24 protein-coding genes are annotated in these 22,104 nt (G+C 69.7%); 20 read left to right on the plus strand and 4 right to left on the minus strand.

The window, feature by feature from the left end:
* The first annotated feature begins 2 nt into the window (after positions 1 to 2).
* Complete coding sequence (locus tag CSC65_RS10365) at positions 3 to 1,721, plus strand: EAL domain-containing protein (protein ID WP_162410499.1); 1,719 nt, start codon at positions 3 to 5, stop codon at positions 1,719 to 1,721.
* Positions 1,722 to 1,761: 40 nt separating this feature from the next.
* Here the strand turns inward: CSC65_RS10365 and CSC65_RS10370 are convergent, their stop codons facing one another.
* The 4 genes from CSC65_RS10370 to flgA all read right to left on the minus strand — a co-directional run bounded on the left by CSC65_RS10370 (position 1,762) and on the right by flgA (position 4,457).
* Positions 1,762 to 2,910: an ATP-binding protein gene (locus CSC65_RS10370; RefSeq protein WP_238390359.1), complete on the minus strand. Its 1,149-nt coding sequence runs from the start codon at positions 2,908 to 2,910 to the stop codon at positions 1,762 to 1,764.
* Positions 2,911 to 3,043: 133 nt separating this feature from the next.
* Complete coding sequence (locus CSC65_RS10375; protein WP_162410501.1) at positions 3,044 to 3,388, minus strand: flagellar protein FlgN; 345 nt, start codon at positions 3,386 to 3,388, stop codon at positions 3,044 to 3,046.
* Positions 3,389 to 3,391: 3 nt separating this feature from the next.
* On the minus strand, positions 3,392 to 3,703 hold the full coding sequence (gene flgM / locus CSC65_RS10380) for a flagellar biosynthesis anti-sigma factor FlgM (protein WP_162410502.1): 312 nt from the start codon (positions 3,701 to 3,703) through the stop codon (positions 3,392 to 3,394).
* Between the two features lie 127 nt (positions 3,704 to 3,830).
* A complete protein-coding gene (flgA, locus tag CSC65_RS10385) occupies positions 3,831 to 4,457 on the minus strand; it encodes a flagellar basal body P-ring formation chaperone FlgA (protein ID WP_162410590.1) in 627 nt (208 codons plus the stop codon).
* 128 nt (positions 4,458 to 4,585) lie between these two features.
* Here flgA and CSC65_RS10390 point away from each other — a divergent pair, with 128 nt between their 5' ends.
* The 19 genes from CSC65_RS10390 (at position 4,586) to CSC65_RS10480 (ending at position 22,048) form a co-directional block, all read left to right on the plus strand.
* On the plus strand, positions 4,586 to 5,533 hold the full coding sequence (locus tag CSC65_RS10390; RefSeq protein WP_162410591.1) for a chemotaxis protein: 948 nt from the start codon (positions 4,586 to 4,588) through the stop codon (positions 5,531 to 5,533).
* Positions 5,534 to 5,634: 101 nt separating this feature from the next.
* Positions 5,635 to 6,048 (plus strand): flagellar basal body rod protein FlgB, encoded by a 414-nt coding sequence (gene flgB / locus CSC65_RS10395; protein WP_162410503.1) that lies wholly within the window; start codon positions 5,635 to 5,637, stop codon positions 6,046 to 6,048.
* A 29-nt stretch (positions 6,049 to 6,077) separates the two neighbouring features.
* On the plus strand, positions 6,078 to 6,485 hold the full coding sequence (flgC, locus tag CSC65_RS10400) for a flagellar basal body rod protein FlgC (RefSeq protein ID WP_162410504.1): 408 nt from the start codon (positions 6,078 to 6,080) through the stop codon (positions 6,483 to 6,485).
* A gap of 11 nt (positions 6,486 to 6,496) precedes the next feature.
* The gene (locus tag CSC65_RS10405) at positions 6,497 to 7,162 is read left to right on the plus strand and encodes a flagellar hook capping FlgD N-terminal domain-containing protein (RefSeq protein WP_162410505.1); all 666 of its coding nucleotides are present in this window, start codon (positions 6,497 to 6,499) and stop codon (positions 7,160 to 7,162) included.
* A gap of 47 nt (positions 7,163 to 7,209) precedes the next feature.
* Positions 7,210 to 8,433, plus strand: coding sequence for a flagellar hook protein FlgE (gene flgE, locus CSC65_RS10410; RefSeq protein WP_162410506.1), 1,224 nt, complete (start codon positions 7,210 to 7,212; stop codon positions 8,431 to 8,433).
* 49 nt (positions 8,434 to 8,482) lie between these two features.
* Positions 8,483 to 9,232 (plus strand): flagellar basal body rod protein FlgF, encoded by a 750-nt coding sequence (locus CSC65_RS10415; protein WP_162410507.1) that lies wholly within the window; start codon positions 8,483 to 8,485, stop codon positions 9,230 to 9,232.
* Between the two features lie 559 nt (positions 9,233 to 9,791).
* Positions 9,792 to 10,577, plus strand: coding sequence for a flagellar basal-body rod protein FlgG (gene flgG / locus CSC65_RS10420; protein WP_162410508.1), 786 nt, complete (start codon positions 9,792 to 9,794; stop codon positions 10,575 to 10,577).
* Between the two features lie 31 nt (positions 10,578 to 10,608).
* Positions 10,609 to 11,295, plus strand: a complete 687-nt coding sequence (flgH, locus tag CSC65_RS10425; RefSeq protein ID WP_162410509.1) for a flagellar basal body L-ring protein FlgH — start codon at positions 10,609 to 10,611, stop codon at positions 11,293 to 11,295.
* 42 nt (positions 11,296 to 11,337) lie between these two features.
* On the plus strand, positions 11,338 to 12,483 hold the full coding sequence (locus CSC65_RS10430; protein WP_162410510.1) for a flagellar basal body P-ring protein FlgI: 1,146 nt from the start codon (positions 11,338 to 11,340) through the stop codon (positions 12,481 to 12,483).
* Entirely contained in the window at positions 12,483 to 13,643 is a 1,161-nt protein-coding gene (gene flgJ, locus CSC65_RS10435) for a flagellar assembly peptidoglycan hydrolase FlgJ (protein WP_162410511.1), read from the plus strand. The genes CSC65_RS10430 and flgJ overlap by 1 nt, the downstream gene beginning before the upstream one ends.
* A 5-nt stretch (positions 13,644 to 13,648) precedes the next feature.
* Complete coding sequence (flgK, locus tag CSC65_RS10440) at positions 13,649 to 15,529, plus strand: flagellar hook-associated protein FlgK (protein WP_162410512.1); 1,881 nt, start codon at positions 13,649 to 13,651, stop codon at positions 15,527 to 15,529.
* Positions 15,529 to 16,731, plus strand: coding sequence for a flagellar hook-associated protein FlgL (gene flgL / locus CSC65_RS10445; RefSeq protein WP_162410513.1), 1,203 nt, complete (start codon positions 15,529 to 15,531; stop codon positions 16,729 to 16,731). Before flgK ends, flgL begins: the two co-directional genes overlap by 1 nt.
* A 498-nt stretch (positions 16,732 to 17,229) precedes the next feature.
* On the plus strand, positions 17,230 to 18,054 hold the full coding sequence (locus tag CSC65_RS10450) for a flagellin domain-containing protein (RefSeq protein ID WP_162410514.1): 825 nt from the start codon (positions 17,230 to 17,232) through the stop codon (positions 18,052 to 18,054).
* Positions 18,055 to 18,316: 262 nt separating this feature from the next.
* On the plus strand, positions 18,317 to 19,657 hold the full coding sequence (gene fliD, locus CSC65_RS10455) for a flagellar filament capping protein FliD (RefSeq protein ID WP_162410515.1): 1,341 nt from the start codon (positions 18,317 to 18,319) through the stop codon (positions 19,655 to 19,657).
* Between the two features lie 123 nt (positions 19,658 to 19,780).
* Positions 19,781 to 20,194, plus strand: coding sequence for a flagellar export chaperone FliS (fliS, locus tag CSC65_RS10460; RefSeq protein ID WP_162410516.1), 414 nt, complete (start codon positions 19,781 to 19,783; stop codon positions 20,192 to 20,194).
* On the plus strand, positions 20,191 to 20,496 hold the full coding sequence (locus tag CSC65_RS10465; protein ID WP_162410517.1) for a hypothetical protein: 306 nt from the start codon (positions 20,191 to 20,193) through the stop codon (positions 20,494 to 20,496). Before fliS ends, CSC65_RS10465 begins: the two co-directional genes overlap by 4 nt.
* A 38-nt stretch (positions 20,497 to 20,534) precedes the next feature.
* Positions 20,535 to 20,774 carry a hypothetical protein gene (locus tag CSC65_RS10470; RefSeq protein WP_162410518.1) on the plus strand — a complete coding sequence of 80 codons (240 nt, stop codon included), beginning with the start codon at positions 20,535 to 20,537 and terminating at the stop codon, positions 20,772 to 20,774.
* Positions 20,771 to 21,343 (plus strand): PilZ domain-containing protein, encoded by a 573-nt coding sequence (locus tag CSC65_RS10475; protein ID WP_162410519.1) that lies wholly within the window; start codon positions 20,771 to 20,773, stop codon positions 21,341 to 21,343. Before CSC65_RS10470 ends, CSC65_RS10475 begins: the two co-directional genes overlap by 4 nt.
* Positions 21,344 to 21,415: 72 nt before the next feature.
* Positions 21,416 to 22,048, plus strand: coding sequence for a response regulator (locus tag CSC65_RS10480; protein ID WP_162410520.1), 633 nt, complete (start codon positions 21,416 to 21,418; stop codon positions 22,046 to 22,048).
* Positions 22,049 to 22,104 lie beyond the last annotated feature (56 nt).

The raw sequence follows: 22,104 nt of genomic DNA on the forward strand, positions 1-22,104 counted from the left end.
CCATGCCCCCGATCCTGCCCGCATACGACCACGGCGGCGTAGCGGCACCGCCGCGCCTGGGCGCCGCCAACCCGGCGCTGCAGGCGATGGTCGACGACGCCCTGGCCGGTGGCGCGCCGCTGATGGTGGTGCACCTGGACATCGACCACTTCGCCTCGGTCAACGAGAACATGAGCGTGGCCGTGGGCGACCTGGCGCTGGACCTGCTGGCGCGCCGGCTGGAGGCTTCGCTGGAGGGCCGTGGCCGGCTGTGGCGGCATGGCAGCGACGAGTTCGTCGCCGCGATTCCCCTGGTTGCCGGCAGCCCCGATGCGACCGACGTGGCCTGGGCGCTGCAGCGCGAAGCGGAGCTGCCGCTGAGCGTGCTTCCGTACACCCTGTTCCTTACCGTCAAACTGGGCGTGAGCTTGTGCCCTGGCCACGCACAGGACGCCGACACGCTGCTGCGCACGGCCGAGATCGCCTCGCGCCAGGCCACCCATGGCGACGAGCGCATCCAGTTCTACGGCGGCCAGAGCCTGCAAAACGTCCACAACGAAAGCGTGATCGCGCGGCAGATCGTCGATGCGATCCCCAATGGCGAACTGCGCCTTCGCTTCCAGCCGGAGATCAGCGCCCGCGACGGCCGCGTGATCGGCATGGAAGCATTGGTGCGCTGGCAGTCGCCTAGCCTGGGACTGCTGGTGCCCGAGCGCTTCATGCCCACGGCCGAGCGCCTGGGCGTGATCGTCCAGATCGGTGGCTGGGTGCTGGAGAACGCGATCGAGCAGCTGCGGCTGTGGCGCGAATCGGGCTTCGACGACCTGTTCGTCACGGTCAACGTCTCGACCCTGCAACTGCAGCGGCCCGGCTTCCCGGACGAGGTGCTCACCCTGCTGCGCCAGGCCGGCGTGCCGCCCGAGTGCCTGGTGCTGGAGATCAACGAAAGCGCGCTGGCCGCCAACGTCATCCCGGTCTACGAAGGGCTGGTCGCGCTGCGCCGCGAAGGCGTGGGCCTGGCCCTGGACAACTTCGGCACCGGCGATTCGAGCCTCAGCGCGCTGGTGCGCTACCCGGTCGACAAGCTCAAGATCGACCGCAGCTTCATCCGCAGCTCTCCTGCCGGCGAGCGCGAGACCGCGATCGTGCGCGCGATCATCGCGATGGGCCACCAGCTCAACATGAAAGTGATCGCCAACGGCGTGGAGACCGAAGCACAACTGGGCTACCTGCGGCGCAGCGACTGCGACGTCTTCCAGGGTTACCTGTTTGGCGAGCCGATGCCGGCCGACGCCGCCGGCCTGGCCCTGCGCCGGCGCTACCTGCGCCCGGAACTGTTCGCCGCCAGCAAGCAGGACCAGACCCTGCTGCTGGTCGACGACGAGGAGAACGTGCTGCGCTCGCTGGTGCGCCTGTTCCGCCGCGACGGCTACCGGATCCTGGCCGCGGGCAACGTGCGCGATGCATTCGACCTGCTCGCCACCAACGACGTGCAGGTGATCCTCTCCGACCAGCGCATGAGCGACATGAGCGGCACCGAGTTCCTGGGCCGGGTGAAGATGCTCTACCCCGATACCGTGCGCATGGTCCTGTCCGGCTACACCGACCTGGCCACGGTCACCGACGCGATCAACCGCGGCGCGATCTACCGGTTCCTGACCAAGCCGTGGAACGACGACGAACTGCGCGAGCACATCCGCCAGGCGTTCCGTACCCACCAGGTGCGCCCGCCGATGGCGTGAGCGCGATGCGCTCCGCCGGGCCCCGCATCGCCCGGGCGCTTCAGGCCGCCGGCTGCGGCTGTCGCACCGGCAGCACGATCCGGAAGCGCGAGCCTTCGCCGATGCGGCTGTCCACGTCGATCCGGCCGTGGTGCTTGGCGACGATGCCGTAGGAGATCGACAGGCCCAGGCCGGTGCCCTTGCCGACCGGCTTGGTGGTGAAGAACGGATCGAAGATGCGCTGCTGCGCCTCCGGCGGGATGCCCGGGCCGCTGTCGGCGATCTCGACCCAGACGTGGTCATCCTCATGACCGGTTTCCACGCGGATCGTGCCGCGCTCGCCGAGCGCCTGGCCGGCGTTGATCAGCACGTTCATGAACACCTGGTTGAGCTCGGACGGCAGGCACTCCACCGGCGGCAGCGTGCCGTAGCGCTTCTCCAGCGTGGTGTTGTACTTGAGCTCGTTCCAGATGATGTTGAGCGTGGATTCCAGGCCGGCGTGGATGTCCACCAGCTTCCACGACTCGTCGCGCTCGCTGCGCGAGAAATCCTTCAGGTCGCGCACGATCCGGGTCACCCGCTCGATGCCCTCGCGCGATTCGGTCATCAGCTGCGGCAGGTCGCGGCTGATGAAGTCGATGTCCAGGCGCGAACGGGTCTGGTCGATCTCCGGGATCATCGCGCGCGGGTCGGCCGAGCGCAGGGCGCGCTCGTAGGCCTCGATCAGCGCGAACAGGCTGTGCAGGTATTCCTGCAGGCTGCCCAGGTTGGAATGCACGTAGCCGATCGGGTTGTTGATCTCGTGGGCCACGCCGGCGGCGAGCTGGCCGATCGAAGCCAGCTTTTCGGCCTGCAGCAGCTTCTCCTGCGCCGCGGTCAGGCGCACGTTCAGTTCGGCATGGCGGCGCAGCAGGTCCTGCTCGTAGAAGCGGATCTGCCTCAGGTCCTGCATCACCACCAGGAAGTGGCCGCCCTCGTTCTGGTCGAAGTAGAGGTGGACCATCAGGATCGCGTCCTGTCCGAACGACAGGTGGCCGTTCCAGCGCCCGCTCGCGCGAGCCTGGACCAGCGCGTCCAGCGGCAGCAGCTGCTCCAGGCTCAGGCCGCTGGCGAGATCGCGCGGATAGCATTCCCGGCACAGCGCATGCGCCGACGGATTGGCGTAGAGCAGGCGACTGTCGGCGCCATACAGCAGCACGCCCTCGAGCATGCGGTCGCTCAGGGCCTGGATGGTCTGCACGGAGGGGACGCGTGCTGCGTCTGGAGTTTCGGTCACGGCACTGCCAGCAGGGTTCGCAGGATCCGATTCTAGCCGGCTGCGCATCGGCAGCCGCGTGCGGCGATCACACCACCGCCAGTTCGCGGCGCGCCTGCAGCTGCTGGGCCTGGCCCTGCGCGTCGTAGGCCGGCGCGCTTTCGGCGCGGCCGAGGTGGCGCAGCGCCCAGTTGACCTCGCGCCGGCGGCGCGCCAGCAGTGCGCCATTGCTGCGGTTGGTCTCGGCCAGTACGGCCAGGCGCTCGGCGATGCCGCCGGGCAGGTCCGCTTCCAGCCGCCGTAGCGCCGCCAGCTTGTCGTGGGTGGAGCGCACCAGCAGTTCGATGTCGTGGCCCAGCAGGGCCCGGCGCTCGTCGGCGAGCGCCGCGGCCAGGCGGTCGAGCGCCTCGTCGCTGGTGGCCGGGGCGTCCATCGATCAGCCGCCGCCCAGCTGCTTGTCCAGGTCCAGCATGCGCTCGGCGATCTTCGCCGGGTCGATGCGGTAGGTGCCCGATTCCAGCGCCTGCTTGACCTCGGCCACGCGGGCCTGGTCGATCGCCGGAGCGGCCGACAGCTCGCGCTGCAGGGCCTGCAGGCTGGTGGCCTCGCCGGTCAGGCGCAGGCTGTCGCCGGGCTGGCTGGCTTCGACCGGGTTGGAGCGATCGGCGCCTGCGGGCGCGATGCGGCCACCGACCGGACCGGTGCTGCGCACGGCCGGGGGCGGGGTGCCTTCGATCTTCTGGCTCATCACGGTGAGTCCTTCTTGCGGGGTACGCCGGGGGTATCGGCAAGGGAGCGGGAGAACTTTAGGCCCGGGTTGAAAATATTTCCGGCGGTCGCCTTCGGCGTGTCCGGAGCGGCGCTTGCGAAGTCTTTCATCGGGTCACCAGGACCTCGCCGCCGGGACCGACCCTGCCCTGCAGGACCCGCCGCGATGACAGGTTCTCGACCGCCACGCGCTCGTTCTCGCCGGCATCGCCCAGGGCGCGGCCGGAGACCCGCACTTCCACGCCGCCCCGGCGCGACACCAGCGCCACCTGGTCGCCCCGGCGCACCAGCCGCGGTGCGACCAGGTCGCCGGCGGAAAGAACCGTCCCCGCCGGCAGGACACGCCGGGCCACCTGGCCGACGGCCTGCCCGGCATCGGACAGGGCGGCACCGGCGATCCGCGAGGTGTCGCGGGTCTCGGTGGCCAGCGCGTCGGCCGGTATGGGCTCGCCCGCGGCCACGCCACGGGCCAGGACCAGCACCGGCTGGGTGCGTCGCAGCTTGACCGGCACGAACAGCCGCCAGCCATCCGGGCAAGCGACCTCGACCGTGCCAGCGGTGGCCTGCTGCGCCTGCAGCGCCTGCGCGCAGGCGGGCATGCGCAGGGCCGGGTCGAGGCTGGCCTCGGCCTGGCCGCCCGGCACCGCGCCCAGCGCGGCGGCACGGATCGACTCCACCGGCTGGAAGCCACCGGCAGCCAGCGCCACCATCATCGGCAGCGCCAGCAGGAACATGAGCATCGAGCGCATCAGGAGCACGGCGGCCTCCCATGGAATGTCGTGGCAACGACCATGCAAGCGGCGTGCCGCCGCGACCCCGCGCGCCCGCTCAAGCCATCGCCGTCGGCGCCGATACCGGGCACATGGCGCACAACCTGCTCAACCGCATCGACCAGAGGACCCGGCTCGCCGGCCACAACCGGCTGGCCCTGCTGCTGTTCCGGCTCGGCGGCCGCCAGCTGTTCGGCGTGAACGTGTTCAAGGTGCAGGAAGTGCTGCGCCGGCCGGCGCTGTTCCAGCTTCCGGGGCTGCCACCCCAGTTCGCCGGCGTGGCCGACGTGCGCGGCCGCTCGGTGCCGGTGCTGGACCTGGGCCTGGCCATCGGCCATCCCGAGCGCGATGGGTCCGGCGATGGCGAGAGCACGCACTACCTGGTGGTGACCGAATTCAACCGTTCGGTCCAGGGTTTCCTGGTCAGCGACGTGGAGCGGATCGTCAACATCGCGGTGGAAGACATCCACCCGCCGCCGGACCTGGGCGCGCAGGCCAGCTACCTGACCGCGGTCACCCGCTTCCAGGATGCGCTGATCCAGGTCATCGACGTGGAAAGCGTGCTGGCCGACATCACCCAGGCGCGGATGGACGCGACCCTGGACCCCGCGCTGGCGCTGCCCGCCGACGCCCCGCCGCTGCAGGTGCTGGTGGTGGACGACTCGCGCGTGGCCCGGCAGCAGATCCGCAGCGTGCTGGACCAGCTCGGCGTGGGCGTCACCCTGCTCTCCGACGGCCGCCAGGCGCTGGACCACCTCTTGCAGGTGCACGCTGCCGGCGAGAACCCGGCCGAACGCTACGCCATGGTCATCTCCGACATCGAGATGCCGGCCATGGACGGCTACACCCTGACGACGGAAATCCGTCGCCACCCCGGGCTGGCCGGCCTGTACGTGCTGCTGCACACCTCGCTGTCGGGCGTGTTCAACAACGCCATGGTCGAGCGCGTGGGCGCCAACGCCTTCGTCGCCAAGTACAGCCCGCACGAGCTCGCCGAGCACGTGCTGGCGCGGCTGCACCAGGTCGCCCGCGCGGCCTGAGGCCCACCGGCGGCGCGGTTCACGGCCCCGGCAGGCGGCCCTCCCGCTCCTTCTGGCACGGCGCTTGCCTGTGTGACGGCAACGGTCCGTCCGGAGGCAGCATGTCCAATCCGATCTCTTCCTACATGGGTGTCCACGCCGACGCCTTGCCCCTGCGCGAGCAGCGGATGAAGCTCATCGCCAGCAACCTGGCGAACGCGGATACGCCCGGCTACAAGGCCCAGGACATGGACTTCAACGCCGCGCTGGGCGCGGCGCGGATGCAACGCGAAGGCCTGGCGCCGGCCACGGGCCTGGCCACGACCCGCGAGGGCCACCTGTCCGATGCGATCGCCACCGGCCAGCTGCCGTTCCAGCTCACCCGCCAGTCCAGCCAGCCCAGCCTCGACGGCAACACCGTCGATCCGGATGCCGAGCGCGCCGCCTACGGCCGCGCCGCACTGGAATACCGCGCGTCGCTGAGCTTCCTCGAATCCAAGGTGCGCACGCTGCTCACCGCCATCACCGGCCAGTAAGACCGGCCCACAGGGAACACGTCGCCGCCATGAGCAACCTGCCGATCTTCGACGTCGCCGGCTCCGCGCTGCAGGCGCAGTCCGTGCGCCTGAGCACCATCGCCAGCAACCTGGCCAATGCCGACTCGGTGGCCGGTTCGGCCGATGCGGTCTACAAGCCGCTGGAGCCGGTGTTCCAGGCCCAGGCCAACAGCCGCGACCCCAGCCTCACCGGCGTGCGCGTGCGCGAGATCGCGCAAAGCGAAGCACCGCCGGTGCGCCGCTACGAACCGGGCCATCCGCTGGCCGACGCCGACGGCTACGTGTTCTCGCCCGACGTCGATCCGGTCGCGCAAATGGTCAACCTCATTTCCGCTTCGCGCAGCTACCAGGCTGGCGTGGAAGTCATCAACACGGCCAAGGATCTCGCCCTGGCCACCCTGACGATGGGCCGCTGAGGAACCCGCGCATGAGCACGATTGGCAGCGATATCTATTCCAGCCTCGGGATGACCGGCAACACCTCCACCAAGAAGAAGGAGGAGTCGCTGGGCCAGGCCGACTTCCTGCGCCTGATGACCGAGCAGCTCCAGCACCAGGATCCGCTCAAGCCGATGGAGAACAGTGCCTTCCTCGGCCAGCTCGCGCAGTTCTCGACCGTGCAGGGCATCCAGGACCTCAACTCGCAGGTGCAGGGCTTCTCCACCTCGCTGGGCAACGACCAGGTGCTGCGGGGTGCGGCGCTGGTCGGCCGCCAGGTGCTGGTGCCCTCGTCCAAGCTCGCGCTCGGCGCCGACGGTGGCGCCAGCGGCGCGGTCGCCGCACCCGGCGCCGGCAACGTGACCTTCACCATCACCGATGCCAACGGCCAGAAGGTGCACGACTTCACCCTCGCCGCGACCAAGGCCGGCGAAGTCGCGTTTAACTGGGACGGCAAGGACGCGCTCGGCAACCGCCTGCCCGCCGGCAGCTACGGCATCACCGCCAGCCACGCCGGCAGCGACGGCACCAACACCAAGGTCGACACCTACGTGAAGGGCACCGTCGACAGCGTCACCGTCGGTACCGACGGCCTCTACCTCGACCTGCCCGGACTGGGCACCGTTCCCCTCGACTACGTGCTCCGCGTCAGCTGAGCCTCCTTCCCGCACGCGACACGCAAGACTTCATCCAGGAGTCCGCCATGAGCTTCAACACTTCACTGTCCGGCATCAACGCGGCCAATTCCGACCTCAACGTCACCGCGAACAACATCGCCAACGTCAACACGACCGGCTACAAGGAATCGCGCGCCGAATTCGCCGACCTGTTCTCGTACACGACCTACGGCCTGTCGCGCAACGCGATCGGCGCCGGCGTGAAGGTCAGCAACGTCGCCCAGCAGTTCTCGCAAGGCAACATCGACCCGACCGGGCGCAGCCTGGATTTCGCGGTCGACGGCGAAGGTTTCTTCACGGTGAACAAGAACGGCAACACGCTGTACACGCGCGCCGGCAACTTCCAGACCGACAACCAGGGTTTCGTGGTGACGCCGGACGGTGCGCGCCTGCAGGTGTTCGCGCCCAACGCCGGCGGCAACGGCTTCGACGTGGGCCGCCTGAGCGACCTGCAGCTGCTGACCACCGACAGTCCGCCGGCGCAGACCTCCAGCGTCGACCTGATGGTGACCTTGCCGGGCAACGCCGCGGCCCCGGTCACCACGCCGTTCGACCCGGCCGACCCGAACAGCTACACCTCCTCCAGCGGCGGCGTCACCGTGTACGACTCGCTGGGCGTGAGCCACGTGCAGACCTCGTATTTCGTCAAGACCGCCACGCCCAACGAGTGGCAGGTCCACAACTACGTCGACGGCACTGCGGTCGGCGCGCCGACCACGCTGCAGTTCTCCTCCACCGGCACGCTGCTGACCCCGGCCAACGGCCAGGTCGTGATGGACCCGTACACGCCGGGCACCGGCGCCGGCGTGCTCAACATGACCCTGGACCTGTCCGGAAGCACCCAGTACGGCGGCAGCTTCGCCCTGCGCGACGTGCACCAGGACGGTTATGCCGCAGGCAAGCTCAGCGAGATCAGCGTGGCCGAGGACGGCGTGGTGTTCGCCCGCTACACCAACGGCGACGACGTGGCCCTGGGCCAGGTCGTGCTGACCAATTTCGTCAATCCGCAGGGCCTGCAGTCGCAGGGCAACAACCAGTGGGGCGCGACCCACGCGTCGGGCACGCCGCGCACCGGTGCGCCGGACAGCTCGGACTTCGGCCAGATCCAGGCCGGCGCGCTGGAATCGTCGACCGTGGACCTGACCGAGCAGCTGGTGAACATGATCGTGGCCCAGCGCAACTTCCAGGCCAACGCGCAGATGATCTCCACCCAGGACCAGGCCACCCAGACGGTGATCAACATCCGCTGATGCGGATGGACCGCACGCAACCCGCCTGTAGACCGAAAAGAGATTTCGCATGGACAAGGCCCTCTATGTCGCGATGACCGGTGCGCGCGCCACCCTGCAGGCGCAGGGCACGGTGTCGCACAACCTCGCCAACGCCGACACTGCCGGCTTCAAGGCGGCGCTGGCCAACACCGAGGCCTTTCCGGTGCGTGGACCGGGCTACGCGTCGCGCACCGCGGCCATGCACATCGACGAGGGCTTCGACGCCCGCGCCGGTGCGCAGCAGGTCACCGGAAATCCGCTGGACGTCTCGCTGCAGGCCGACCGCTGGCTGGCCGTGCAGGCACCCGACGGAAGCGAGGCCTACACCCGCGCCGGGAACCTGTCGCTGACCCCGAACGGGCAGCTGGTCACCGCCGGCGGGCGCGCCTTGCTGGACCAGGAGGGCAACCCGATCGCCCTGCCCCCGCACCAGTCGCTGGAAATCGGCCAGGACGGCACGATCTCGATCGTGCCGCTGGGCGAAGGCGCCGACACGATGGCCATCGTCGGTCGGCTGAAGGTGGTGGAAGCCACGCCAGACCGGCTGGCCCGCGGGCTGGACGGGCTGATGCGCAACACCGACCCGCGCCAGCCACTCGCGCAGGCGCCGGGCGCGGTGATGGCCACCGGCGCGCTCGAGCAGAGCAACGTCGATGCGGCCGGTGCGCTGGTGCAGATGATCCAGCTGCAACGCCAGTTCGAAATGCAGGTCAAGGTGATCCAGCGCGGCGACGACAACGCGCAGGCCTCCAACTCGCTGCTGCGCCTGGGCGGCTGAGGCCGGCATCCGGGAAGGCTTGGCGTAGGGGCCGCAAGGCGCAAGGCGCTGCCGTCAGACGGGCCGCGGTGTCGGAGGGCGCTGCAGCAAGAGCTCCCGCTTCGGAAGGGGCCGTCGTGCCCTGGGGGCAGCGCGCATCGCTCCGCTCCGGCGTTCTGCCTCCGAGGATCGAGCGCAGCATATCCCTGTGCTGCTTGCGCCCTATCCCCAGGACACGACGGCCTCGGGTCGCTTCCAGGGCGTGGCTTCGTTCTACGACACGCGTCGCCAGTGACCGGGCGCTTTCCTGTAGGAGCGGGCATGACCGCGACACGGGCGCTGGAACCTCGGGGACATCGCCTGTGCCGACGCCCTCGGGTCGCGGTCATGCCCGCTCCTACAAAAGCAGGGCCACGGCATTCGGATTTGAGCGGAGCCGCGGCTCGGCCCGAAGCCGGCCACCGCCGGCGCTTCCTACCTGCGCGCCAGGTCATCTCAGCCCCCGCCGATCCCCCGGCCCCGTTCTGGCACGCCGCATGCATCTGCACCGGCGTCAATCCGCCTCACGAGGTATCGCGCCATGAATCAGGCACTCTGGGTCGCCAAGACCGGCTTGGATGCGCAGCAGACGCGCATGTCGGTGGTCTCCAACAACCTGGCCAACACCAACACCACCGGGTTCAAGCGCGACCGCGCCAACTTCGAGGACCTGCTGTACCAGCAGCTGCGCCAACCCGGCGGCTCGACCTCGGCGCAGACCCAGCTTCCGTCCGGCCTGCAGCTGGGAACCGGTGTGCGCGTGGTCTCGACCTCCAAGGATTTCCAGCAGGGCAACCCGCAGCAGACCGGACGCTCGCTGGACGTGATGATCAACGGCCGCGGCTTCTTCGAGGTGCTGATGCCCGACGGCAGCTCGGCCTATACCCGCGACGGCAGCTTCCAGGTCAACGCCCAGGGCGAGCTGGTCACCAGCAGCGGCTATCCGGTGCAGCCGGGCATCCAGATCCCCGAGGGCGCGCAGTCGATGACCATCGGCAACGACGGCACGGTGACCGTGCAGATGGCCGGCGAAGGCCAGTCGCTGGAAGTGGGCTCGCTGAGCGTCACCGATTTCATCAATCCCGCGGGCCTGCAGGCGCGCGGCGAGAACCTCTACGTCGAGACCACCGCATCGGGCCCCGCCCAGAACGGCACGCCCGGCCTCAACGGCCTGGGCCTGGTCGTGCAGGGTTCTCTGGAAGGCAGCAACGTCAACGTGGTCGAGGAGCTGGTCAGCATGATCGAGACCCAGCGCGCCTACGAGATGAATGCCAAGGCCATCTCCACCACCGACTCGATGCTCGGCTATCTGAACAGCAACGTCTGACGGCCGCCACGGCGCCGCAGGAGACACCGCCATGAAGACCCACGTCCTGACCGCCCTCGCCTTCCCGTGCGCCACGCTGCTGCTCGGTGGCTGCGTCGCCGCCGGCGACGTGCGCCCCTATCCGGCGATGGCGCCGGTCGTGCCGGTGGTCGCCCCCGTCGCGCAGGCCACGCCGGGTGCGATCTACCAGGCAGGTCCCGGCCTGTCGCTGTACTCGGACCGCATCGCGCGCGACGTCGGCGACCTGCTCACCATCAACCTGGTCGAATCCACCACGGCGCAGACCAGCGCCACCACCCAGGTCGGCAAGACCAGCGACATCAGCATGTCGGCGCCGGAGATCCTCGGCGCACCGGTGACGTACAACGGCCGCGACATCCTGTCGGCCACGATCAGCGGCGAGCGCGACTTCGACGGCCAGGGCAAGAGCAGCCAGAGCAACCGGCTGCAGGGCAGCGTGACCGTCACCGTGATCCAGCGCCTGCCCAACGGCAACCTGGTCGTGCAGGGCCAGAAGAACATGCGCCTGAACCAGGGCGACGAACTGGTCCAGATCCAGGGGATCGTGCGTCCGGCCGACATCAACCTGGACAACAGCGTGCCTTCCAGCCGCGTCGGCGAAGCGCGGATCGTCTACGGCGGCCGCGGCGCGATCGCCCAGTCCAACGCGATGGGCTGGCTGGGCCGCTTCTTCAACACGCGCCTGTATCCCTACTGAGAGCCCCATATGCGAGTCCTTCGCAAAAGCCCGCACGATGACATGCGAGTCCCTCGCAAGAGCCCGCACATCCATGTGCGGGGGTTCAATGGGAAAATCCTCTTCGCTCTTGCGCTGCTGGCCGCGTTCCTCCCGGCCGCCCACGCCGAGCGGATCAAGGACCTGGCCCAGGTCGGCGGCGTGCGCGGCAACGCGCTGGTCGGCTACGGCCTGGTGGTCGGCCTGGACAACTCCGGCGACCGCACCAGCCAGGCGCCCTTCACCGTGCAGAGCCTGAAGAACATGCTCGGCGAGCTGGGCGTCAACGTCCCGCCCAACGTCAATCCGCAGCTCAAGAACGTGGCGGCGGTGGCGATCCACGCCGAGCTGCCGCCGTTCGCCAAGCCCGGCCAGACCATCGACATCACCGTGTCCTCGATCGGCAACGCGGTCTCGCTGCGCGGCGGCTCGCTGCTGATGGCGCCGATGAAGGGTGCCGACGGCCAGGTCTACGCGATCGCCCAGGGCAACCTGGTGGTCGGCGGCTTCGGCGCGCAGGGCAAGGACGGTTCGCGCGTGTCGGTGAACGTGCCCAGCGTCGGCCGCATTCCCAACGGCGCCACGGTCGAGCGCGCGGTGCCCAGCGCGCTGGATTCCGGTGGCGACATCACCCTGAACCTGCACCAGAACGATTTCACCACCGTCTCGCGCATGGTCGACGCGTTGAACGGCGCATTCGGTTCCGGTGCGGCGCGCGCGGTCGACGGCGTCACCGTGTCGGTGGCCGCACCGTCGGACCCGGGCGCGCGCATCGGTTTCCTGGCGCGCGTGGAGAACCTCGAGCTCACCCCCGGCACCGCACCGGCCAAGGTCATCGTCAACGCGCGCACCGGCACCGTGGTCATCGGCGCGCAGGTGCGGGTGATGCCGGCCGCGGTCGCCCACGGCGCCCTCACCGTGACCATCAGCGAAGCGGTGGACGTCAGCCAGCCCAACGCCTTCGGTGGCGGCCAGACCGTGGCCACGCCCTCCTCGACCATCAGCACCTCGCAGGAGGGCATCCGCATGTTCAAGTTCGAGGGTGGCACCACCCTGGACGAGATCGTGCGCGCGGTGAACGAAGTCGGCGCCGCGCCCGGCGACCTGATCGCGATCCTGGAAGCCTTGCGCCAGGCCGGTGCGCTGCGCGCGGAGCTGGAAGTGATCTGATGCGTATCGGGGCGCCCTCACCGATCGAACTGGCCAGCACGAACCGGCCCGATGCCGCGCGCATCGACCAGGTCGCGCGCCAGCTCGAGGGCCAGTTCGCGCAGATGCTGGTCAAGAGCATGCGCGACGCCAGCTTCGGCGATTCGCTGTTCCCCGGCGAGAACCAGACCTTCCGCGACCTCTACGACCAGCAACTGTCCAAGGCCCTGACCGAGGGCAAGGGACTGGGCCTGGCGCCGATGATCGCGCGCCAGCTCGGCCGCCAGTCCGGCGTCGCCCCGCAGGCCGCACCGGCGCTGGACACGCAGTTGCCGGGCGCGGTCGACGCGCGGCCGGGCCCGACCCGGGCCGCAGCCGCGGCGCTGGCCTATTCGCGCGTCGGCGCCAGCGACAACACCTCCACCGCGGAAGTCGATCGCGCCCTGGACCTGATCGCCGGTCGCGATAGCGACGGCGGCGCGTCCGCGTCCACGTCGCCGCTGGACGCACTGGTCGCGCGGCTGATGGCCACGCCCCCCGCCGCGGCAACCGGCACGACCGATGCTGCCGCCGCGAGCGAGGCTGCCGCCAGCTTCGCGCCGCGCAGCCCCGAACAGTTCGTGGCCAAGATCTGGCACCACGCCCAGGCCGCGGCAAAGGAGCTGGGCGTGGATGCCCGCGCGCTCGTCGCCCAGGCCGCGCTGGAGACCGGCTGGGGCCGCAAGCAGATCGAGCGCGGCGACGGTGCCAGCGCGCACAACCTGTTCGGGATCAAGGCCACCGGCTGGAAGGGCGAGCGCGTCACCAGCGGCACCCACGAATTCGTCGACGGCCGGCGCGTCAGCGAGACCGCCGACTTCCGCGCCTACGCCTCGCCGGCAGAAAGCTTCGCCGACTACGTGCGGATGCTGAAGAACAACCCGCGCTACCGCCAGGCCCTGCAGTCCGGCGGCGACGTGAAGCGCTTCGCCCAGGCTTTGCAGAGCGCCGGCTATGCCACCGATCCTTCCTACGCGGCCAAGATCGCCTCGATCGCCAACGGCCCGACCATCGGCCGCGCGGTGCAGGCGATCGCCGGCGTCGCCGCGCGCACGGGGGCCGATGCGGCCACCGGCGCCGGCGCCGTCGTGGCCACCGCCGCCGGCGCGCTCGGCTCCCTCGACGCCGCCTTCCGGAGATAAGCCCGATGTCCGTCCTGTCCACCGGTACCGGCGCGCTGATCGCATTCCAGCGGGCGCTTTCCACCGTCAGCCACAACGTCGCCAACGTCAACACCGAAGGCTACAGCCGGCAAAGGGTCGAGTTCGCCACGCGCAACCCGACCGACTACGGCTATGGCCAGGTCGGCAACGGGGTGAAGATCGCCGACATCCAGCGCATCGCCGACCAGCTGGCCACTTCGCGACTGCTCGACAGCGGCGGCGAACTGGCGCGCCTGGAGCAGCTGTCGGGCCTGTCCAACCGGGTCGACAAGCTGTTCTCCGACAAGGCCACCAATGTCGCCGGCCTGTGGTCGAACTTCTTCGATTCGGTCAGCGCGCTGTCTTCCAACGCGGCCGGCACCGCCGAGCGCCAGGACCTGCTTGCCCAGGCCGGGTCGCTGGCGACGCGCTTCCGCCAGCTCGACGGCCAGCTGCAGTCGCTGGACGCGGAGGTCAACAACGGCCTGGTCGCCGGCGCGCAGGAGATCAACCGGCTCGCCGCGGAGATCGCGCGGATCAACGAATCCATCGGCGGCAACGTGGCGGGCGCTTCCCCTGACCTGCTCGACCGCCGCGATCGGCTGGTCAGCGAGCTGGTCGGCTATACCGGCGGCACCGCCGTGGTCCAGGACGGCGGGATGCTCAATGTCTTCACCGCCGGCGGGCAGCCGCTGGTGGTCGGCAACCAGCCCTCGTCCGTCACCACCGTCGCCGATCCCTACCGTCCCGAACGCCTGCAACTGGCGTTGAGCAGCCAGGGCACAACCGTGGCCCTGGACCAGCGCACGCTCGGCGGGCGGATGGGCGGATTGGCCGAATTCCGCGCGTCGGTGCTCGATCCGGCGATGGCCGAACTGGGCCGCATTGCCGTCGCCATGGCCGACACGTTCAACGCCGGCCATCGCGCCGGCATGGACCTGTACGGCGACATGGGCGGCGACTTCTTCTCGCTGCCCGCGCCGAAGGTCAGCGGGCACGGGGGCAACGCCAGTGGCGCGGGCCTGCAGGCGACCCTGGCCGACGCCGGCGCCGTCACCGGGCAGAACCTGGTGCTGCGTTTCGACGGCGGCGCCTGGACCGCGACGCGCGCCGACACCGGCGTGGCCGTGGCCCTGGCCGGCACCGGCACCAGCGCCGATCCGCTGCTGGTGGATGGCATCGCCCTGGTCGTTTCCACCACCCCGCCGCCTGTCGCTGGCGACCGTTTCCTGCTCCAGCCCACCGCCGGCGTCGCAGCGGGAATGAGCGTGGCGATCAGCGATCCGTCGCGGATCGCCGCGGCCAGCCCGGTTTCGGGCAAGGCGGACCTGGACAACGTCGGCACCGGCGCGCTGAAAGGCCTGAAGGTCGTCGACGCCGGCGACGCCAACCTGCTCGACGACGCGGTGATCGAATTCCTCGACGCAGGCCAGTACACCATCGACGGTGCCGGTCCGTTCGCGTTCACCCCGGGGCAGACGATCAGCGCCAACGGCTGGAGCGTGAGCCTGGACGGCGCGCCGGCTGCCGGGGACCAGTTCCGCATCGGCCGCACCAGCGCCCGTTCCGGCGACAACGGCAACGCCGCGCTGCTGGCCAACCTGGACGATGCGCGCGTACTCAACGGCGGCACCATCAGCCTCAACGGCGCGATGGGCGGACTGACCACGATGGTCGGTTCGGCCGCGCGCCAGGCCCAGTACTCGTACGACGCCCAACAGGTGATCCACGACGACGCGCAGGCGCTGCGCGATTCGATCTCCGGGGTGAACCTGGACGAGGAGGCGGCGAACATGCTGCGCCTGCAACAGGCCTACCAGGCGGCCGCGCAGATCATTTCCACGGCCGACACGATGTTCCAGTCCATCCTCAACGCGGTGCGCTGATGACCGATCGAATCTCCACCGGAATGATGTACAGCCAGTCCCTGTCGGGCATGCTGGCGCGGCAGAAGCAGCTCAATTCGCTGCAGGAGCAGCTCGCTTCCGGGCAGAAGCTGGTCACCGCCAAGGACGACCCGGTCGCCGCCGGCAGCGCGGTCGGCCTGGATCGCACCCTGGCCGAGCTGGAGCGTTTCGGCAAGAACGCCAACACGGTCGCCAATCGCCTGGGGCTGCAGGAAAACATCCTGGCGCAGGCCGGCGACTACATGACCCGGGTCAGCGAGCTCACCATCCAGGCCAACAACGGCAGCCTGTCCGATGCCGATCGCAGCGCGATCGCCGCCGAGCTGCGTTCGATCCTGGACGGCATGATCAGCGTGGCCAACAGTACCGACGGCAGCGGACGCTACCTGTTCGGCGGCAGTGCCGACGATTCAGCCCCTTTCAGCCGCGTCGCCGGGGGCGTGGCCTACAACGGCGACCAGACCCAGCGCCGGATCGAGATCGCGCCGGAGACGTTCGTCGCCGATGCCACGCCCGGCAGCGAGATCTTCATGCGGGTGCGCACCGGCGACGGGACCCTGGACGCCAGCGCCGACCCGGCCAATGCCGGCACCGGCGTGATCGGCGGCTACGGACGCGGCAACACGGGCGCCTGGAACGGCGAGGCTTACCGGATCCTCTTCACCGGCGCCAGCACCTACGACGTGCTAGATGGCGGCGGCGCCACGGTCGGTGGCGGCACCTGGACCAGTGGCGAGGACATCGTCCATGGCGGACTGCGCGTTTCCATCGGTGGCCAGCCGGCGACGGGCGATGCCTTCGACGTCGGCCCGGCCGGCACCCGCGACGTGTTCGCGACCCTGCAGGACCTGATCGGCGCGCTGGAAGCGACGGCGACCACGCCGGCCGAACAGGCCGCGCGCCAGAACGCGCTGCAGGGCGCGATGCGCGATGTCGCGCGGGCGTCGGCACAGATGATCGACGCGCGCGCCGCCGGTGGCGCGCAACTGGCCACGATTGACGAAGCCGCCGCGGTACGCGATGCCAACGGCGTCATCATCCAGGGCACGCTGTCGGAACTGCGCGACCTGGACTACGCCGAAGCGATCACCCGCTTCCAGATGGAAAGTACCGCGCTGCAGACCGCGCAGACCGTGTTCACCCGGATGCAGGGCATGTCCCTGTTCAACCTGCTGCGCTGACACCGCCGCGCCGACGGCGCACATGTGCCAGACCACCCGAAGCGACGCAGCCACCTGCGTCGCTTTTTTTCTTTCCGGCGCGATCGCTGCATGCCGCACCCCCTATCCCCCTTGTAGGAGCGGGCATGACCGCGACACCGGGGTGGTGGCAGGGGCGGCGGCGTTTCCTGCGCCAGGAACCTTGTCTCTTCCAACGGTCTCGGCACTGTAACCACCCCGGTGTCGCGGTCATGCCCGCTCCTACAGAGAACCCGGGCTAAATTTCCGGCGCCGCGTGCCGTTACTGGTACCGGCGGGAAACCGCCACGGTGGCGCAGCGACGGGTTGCAGCGGAAAAACCGGGGAAGCCGAAAGATTTTCTCCCGACCCGCTAAAGCTTCTTGACAAAGCGCCGTTATCCAAACCAGCAGCGGCATCGGTCAACTTGATGACCCCCCTGCGGAGGCTCCGGCCAAGGCTCTGAAACCTTCCCGGGATAAATCGCTTAGGAGAATCAAAATGGCACAAGTCATCAACACCAACGTGATGTCGCTGAACGCGCAGCGCAACCTGTCCACCAACAGCGCAAGCCTGGCGACCACCATCCAGCGCCTGTCCTCGGGCCTGCGCATCAACAGCGCCAAGGACGACGCGGCCGGCCTGGCGATCAGCCAGCGCATGACCACCCAGGTCCGCGGCATGGACGTGGCCGCCCGCAATGCCAACGACGGCATCTCGCTGGCCCAGACCGCCGAAGGCGCGCTGAGCTCGATCGGCGACAACATGCAGCGTATCCGCGAGCTGGCCGTGCAGGCCGCCAACGGCACCAACAGCGCCGAGGACCGCAGCGCGCTGCAGAAGGAAGTCAAGCAGCTGTCCGACGAAATCACCCGCGTCAAGGACAACTCCAACTTCAACGGCACCAAGCTGCTGAACGGCTCGACCACCAGCTTCACCATCCAGGTCGGTGCCGACGCCGGCGCGGACAACCAGATCGCCATCAGCACGGTCGACATGAGCGCCACGGCCACCGCCGTCGCCGCCCTGGACATCTCCTCGGCCTCCGGCGCCACCGCCGCGCTGACCGCGATCGACACCCAGCTGCAGTCGGTCAACACCGCCCGCGCCGACCTGGGTGCCATCCAGAACCGCTTCAGCTCGGTGATCTCCAACCTGCAGACCAGCTCGGAGAACCTGTCGGCCGCCCGCAGCCGGATCCAGGACACCGACTACGCCAAGGAAACGGCCGAGCTGACCCGCACCCAGATCCTGCAGCAGGCCGGTACGGCGATGCTGGCCCAGGCCAAGTCGGTTCCGCAGAACGTGCTGGGCCTGCTGCAGTAACTTCGCAACACAGAGCGGTTCCACGCAATACGGCCAGGCCCCTCTCCGGAGGGGCTTGTCCGTTTCCGGCCTTCCAGCCGCCGCCTCCTCCCACGGCATGGAACTTGCCTGTGGAACGGGACCACGGAAGCCCCCGGCTCAAGTCCCGCGGGCATCCGGCCGATAGAGGTTTCAGCAATCCCGCGCGCCTGCGTGTGGCGCGCACTGGCAGGGCCAGGCCGCGGCCGTGGCAGGCCTGTCGTGACTGGCGAGGAAGAGGAACATGGCGAACACGATCTCCGCGTCCGGCTCAGGCCTGGACATCCCCACCCTGGTCTCCCAGCTGGTGACGGCCGCGCGCACCCCGACCGAAACCCGGATCAACAAGGCCGGCTCCACCGCCACCTCCAAGCTGTCGGCGATCGGGCAGATCAAGAGCGCCATGACCTCGCTGCAGACCGCGCTGGCGAAGATGGGCGAGGCGGCCGATACGCCCGCGTTCAAGGCGACGGTGCAGTCCGGGGCGGGCTTCACCGCCACCACCACGTCCAAGGCGGTCGCCGGCGACTACAACGTCGAGGTGGTGAGGCTGGCCAGCGCGCAGAAGCTGTCCTCGGCCGCCTTCGCCAAGGACGCCACGGTCGGCAGCGGCACCCTGTCCATCACCTGGGGCAGCGGCAAGGACGACAACGCCAAGGTCGCGATCGGTGCCGATGCCACGCTTGCCGACATCGCCGCGGCGGTCAACCGCGCAGCGGGCGGCAAGGGCGTCACCGCCAGCGTGGTCACCGCCGACGATGGCCAGCACTTGGTGTTCAGCGCCACGACCACTGGCGCGGCGGGCACGCTGTCGATCAGCGCCAGCGGCGGCAACGGCGGCCTGGCCGCGCTGACCAACGGCGCTGGCGGCGGACTCACCCAGGCCGTGGCGGCCACCGATGCGCTGGTGCGGGTGGACGGCTTCGAGCGCACTTCCAGCAGCAACACCATCGGCGACCTGGTCCCGGGCGTGAACCTGACCTTGACCAAGGCGCTGGCCGGCACTTCGTACTCGGTCAACGTCGCCTCGGACAACAGCAGCCTCAAGAGCTCGATCGCCGCCTACGTCACCGCCTACAACAGCGTGGTCGGCACGCTCAAGTCGACCAGCGCCTACAACAGCGATACCCGCACCGCCTCGGCGCTGACCGGCGACTCGCTGGTGCGCACCCTGCAACAGCAGCTGCGCGGCCATGTCAGCGCCAACGTGGGCGAGCTCAAGGCGCTCGGCGTGAGCGTGTCCAAGGATGGGGTGATGGCCTTCGACGCCACCGCCTTCGACAGCGCGATCGCCGGCGATCCCGAAGCGGCCAAGGCCCTGCTCGGCAAGGAGGGCGGCTACGGCGGCGCGGTGGCCAAGCTGATGGACAACCACCTCGATTCGATCGACGGCACGCTCGTCCTGCGCAGCAACAGCATCAACAAGCAGATCTCCGGCCTGGAGGACCAGCTCGACCGCCTCGACGAGAAAATGGCGCGCCTGAGCACCCTCTACACCACGCAGTTCACCGCGATGGAAACGATGATCGTGCAGATGCAGGGCAGCGCCAGCTCGCTCAACAACCTGCTTTCGCCGTCCGACTGATGCCGGCGCTCAAGCCCGCGGGCAGGCCTGCCGATAAGGACCGTATCCGGCATTGCGGCCCCACCCGCGAAGGCTGTCCCGCCTTTCGATCCCGACCGGTCCCGCTCTCCGAGGAATGACTCCATGTACGGTTCCAGCCGCCACTTCGCCGAGCAGTACCGCAAGACCGGTGTCTCCGCCAAGGTCAACGAGGCCGATCCGCACCGGCTGATCTCGCTGCTGTTCGAAGGCGCCGGGCAGCGCATCCGCCGGGCCCAGGCCTGCCTGGCGCAGGGCGATCCCGCGCACAAGGGCAAGGCGATCGGCGAGGCCTGCGCGATCATCGGCCACCTCAACGGCTCGCTGGACCACGAGGCCGGCGGCGAAGTGGCGTCCAACCTGTCCGCGCTGTACGACTACATCGTCCGCCGGCTGATCGAGGCCAACCTGCACAACGACCGGGCCGCGCTGTCCGAGTCGCTGGACCTGCTCGGCGAGATCGAATCGGCATGGAACGCCATCCCCGAGGCGCAGCGCGCCATGGCGGTCGAGTCATGACCGGCACGGCGGCACGGCTGGACGCACTGCGCGGGGCGATGGCTTCGATCCGTGCCACGCTCGAGCGCGACGACCTGGCCGCCCTGCCCTCGATGATCGACGACTACGACGTCGGCGTCCGCGAGTTCTGCGCCCTGCCCGATGCGCGCCTGTTCGCCGGCGAGATCGGTGCGCTGCGCGACCTGCAGCTGGACACGATCGAACGCATGCGCGAGCGCAAGGGCCTGCTGCTCGACCTGATCCGCCAGCAGCGCCAGTCGACCCAGGCCGCGAGCGCGTACGCACGCGCCGGCACGCGCTGATCCCCGCCCACCTCCCGCATACCGACCGCAGCCACGCCATGAACGCCACGCTCGACGCCCTGCATGCCGACCTGCTGGACCTGCGTGACGCGCTGGACGGCGAGGACTACGGCAACGCCGGCGACGTGCTGGCCCTGCACGACCGGCGCATGCGCCAGTACATCGACACCGTCGGCCTGCAGGCACCCATGCAGGCGTTGCGCGACCTTTTGCGGATGCAGCACCTGCTGCACGAGGATCCGCGCGTGGTGCCGCGTCCCCATGGGCTGTCGTCGTGAGCGCGCACTGGCCCGACGCGGCCGCCGGCGTCGAAGCGGCGCTGTTCGACGAGACACTGGCCTGCGAAGCGATCCTCCCGGCCGGCTTCGCGCCCGGCACCGGCGCCGCGCAACTGCAGCAGGCCGAGGCCCTGTTGAAGGGCCTGGCCCAGGTCGAGGACCTGCGGGGCGAGGACAGCGGCGAAGAGAAGCGCGGCGAGCTGCCGCAACTGGCCCAGCGCATGGACGCCAAGCTGGACCTGCTGCTGGTCCTGCTGGGGCGGCTGGTCCGCCAGTCAGCGCACGCGCTCCCCGCGCAGCCGCTGCGCTGGTCGGTGCACGGCCTGCGCCTGGCGGTGCCGGACGACGCCGGACTGGCCATCGGCAGCGCCGGCATCGTGCGCCTGCAGCCCTCAGAATGGCTGCCCGACGACCTGGAACTGCCCGCGACCGTGGCCGCCAGCGCCCTGGTCGACGGCCAGGCCTGGCTCTGGCTGCGCTTCCGGCCGTTGCCGGCCAGCCTGGAAGATGCGCTGGAACGGCACCTGTTCCGGATGCACCGCCGCGAGGTCGCCGCGCGCAGGCGTTGAGACGGGCGTCCTTTCCCCTGCCGCCCCGCTGGGCTAAGGTGGGGGCCGGTTCCGGGGAGCCCCCATCCGCCCGTGCGTGTCCTGATCGTTGACGACCATACCCTCGTACGGGCCGGCCTGAGCCGGCTGCTGCAGACCTTCACCGGGGTGGATGTGGTCGCCGAGGCCATGAATGCGGACCAGGCGATCGACCTGGCCGTGATGCACCGCCCGGACCTGGTCCTGCTCGACCTGTCCCTGCCCGGCCGCAACGGGCTGGAGGCGCTCAGCGGCATCCTCGGCAAGGTGCCCACCACGCGCGTGGTGATGATGTCCATGCACGACGATGCGATGCACGTGCGCGATGCGCTGGATCGCGGCGCGGTCGGCTTCGTGGTCAAGGACGCCGCGCCGCTGGAGCTGGAACTGGCGCTGCGTTCGGCTGCCGGCGGCGATGTTTTCCTCAGCCCGCGCATCTCCTCGAGGATGATCGCCCCGCTGCTGGGCAAGTCCAAGCCGGTCGGGGTGGCGGCCCTGCCGCCACGCCAGCGCGAGATCCTGTCCCAGATCGGTCGTGGCCTGAGCAGCAAGGAGATCGCCGCCGACCTGGGCATCAGCGTCAAGACGGTGGAGACCCACCGCGCGCGGATGATGGAGGCACTCGGATGCCGCCGCGCCAACGAACTGGTCCTGCTCGCGGTCAAGCACCTCAACGAACTGGGTTGACGCCGGTTTCCCAGCGGACCGTCGGCCGCGGCGCCGGAAATCCGTGGCCATGTCGG

The sequence above is a fragment of the Pseudoxanthomonas daejeonensis genome, assembly GCF_010093205.1.
Classification (GTDB): domain Bacteria; phylum Pseudomonadota; class Gammaproteobacteria; order Xanthomonadales; family Xanthomonadaceae; genus Pseudoxanthomonas; species Pseudoxanthomonas daejeonensis.

Coding starts and splice junctions, on each gene's coding strand:
- CSC65_RS10365 (WP_162410499.1), top strand. CDS start 3: ATGCCCCCGATCCTGCCCGCATACGACCACGGCGGCGTAGCGGCACCG.
- CSC65_RS10370 (WP_238390359.1), bottom strand. CDS start 2,910: ATGCTCGAGGGCGTGCTGCTGTATGGCGCCGACAGTCGCCTGCTCTAC.
- CSC65_RS10375 (WP_162410501.1), bottom strand. CDS start 3,388: ATGGACGCCCCGGCCACCAGCGACGAGGCGCTCGACCGCCTGGCCGCG.
- flgM (WP_162410502.1), bottom strand. CDS start 3,703: ATGAGCCAGAAGATCGAAGGCACCCCGCCCCCGGCCGTGCGCAGCACC.
- flgA (WP_162410590.1), bottom strand. CDS start 4,457: ATGTTCCTGCTGGCGCTGCCGATGATGGTGGCGCTGGCTGCCGGTGGC.
- CSC65_RS10390 (WP_162410591.1), top strand. CDS start 4,586: ATGGCGCACAACCTGCTCAACCGCATCGACCAGAGGACCCGGCTCGCC.
- flgB (WP_162410503.1), top strand. CDS start 5,635: ATGTCCAATCCGATCTCTTCCTACATGGGTGTCCACGCCGACGCCTTG.
- flgC (WP_162410504.1), top strand. CDS start 6,078: ATGAGCAACCTGCCGATCTTCGACGTCGCCGGCTCCGCGCTGCAGGCG.
- CSC65_RS10405 (WP_162410505.1), top strand. CDS start 6,497: ATGAGCACGATTGGCAGCGATATCTATTCCAGCCTCGGGATGACCGGC.
- flgE (WP_162410506.1), top strand. CDS start 7,210: ATGAGCTTCAACACTTCACTGTCCGGCATCAACGCGGCCAATTCCGAC.
- CSC65_RS10415 (WP_162410507.1), top strand. CDS start 8,483: ATGGACAAGGCCCTCTATGTCGCGATGACCGGTGCGCGCGCCACCCTG.
- flgG (WP_162410508.1), top strand. CDS start 9,792: ATGAATCAGGCACTCTGGGTCGCCAAGACCGGCTTGGATGCGCAGCAG.
- flgH (WP_162410509.1), top strand. CDS start 10,609: ATGAAGACCCACGTCCTGACCGCCCTCGCCTTCCCGTGCGCCACGCTG.
- CSC65_RS10430 (WP_162410510.1), top strand. CDS start 11,338: ATGCGAGTCCCTCGCAAGAGCCCGCACATCCATGTGCGGGGGTTCAAT.
- flgJ (WP_162410511.1), top strand. CDS start 12,483: ATGCGTATCGGGGCGCCCTCACCGATCGAACTGGCCAGCACGAACCGG.
- flgK (WP_162410512.1), top strand. CDS start 13,649: ATGTCCGTCCTGTCCACCGGTACCGGCGCGCTGATCGCATTCCAGCGG.
- flgL (WP_162410513.1), top strand. CDS start 15,529: ATGACCGATCGAATCTCCACCGGAATGATGTACAGCCAGTCCCTGTCG.
- CSC65_RS10450 (WP_162410514.1), top strand. CDS start 17,230: ATGGCACAAGTCATCAACACCAACGTGATGTCGCTGAACGCGCAGCGC.
- fliD (WP_162410515.1), top strand. CDS start 18,317: ATGGCGAACACGATCTCCGCGTCCGGCTCAGGCCTGGACATCCCCACC.
- fliS (WP_162410516.1), top strand. CDS start 19,781: ATGTACGGTTCCAGCCGCCACTTCGCCGAGCAGTACCGCAAGACCGGT.
- CSC65_RS10465 (WP_162410517.1), top strand. CDS start 20,191: ATGACCGGCACGGCGGCACGGCTGGACGCACTGCGCGGGGCGATGGCT.
- CSC65_RS10470 (WP_162410518.1), top strand. CDS start 20,535: ATGAACGCCACGCTCGACGCCCTGCATGCCGACCTGCTGGACCTGCGT.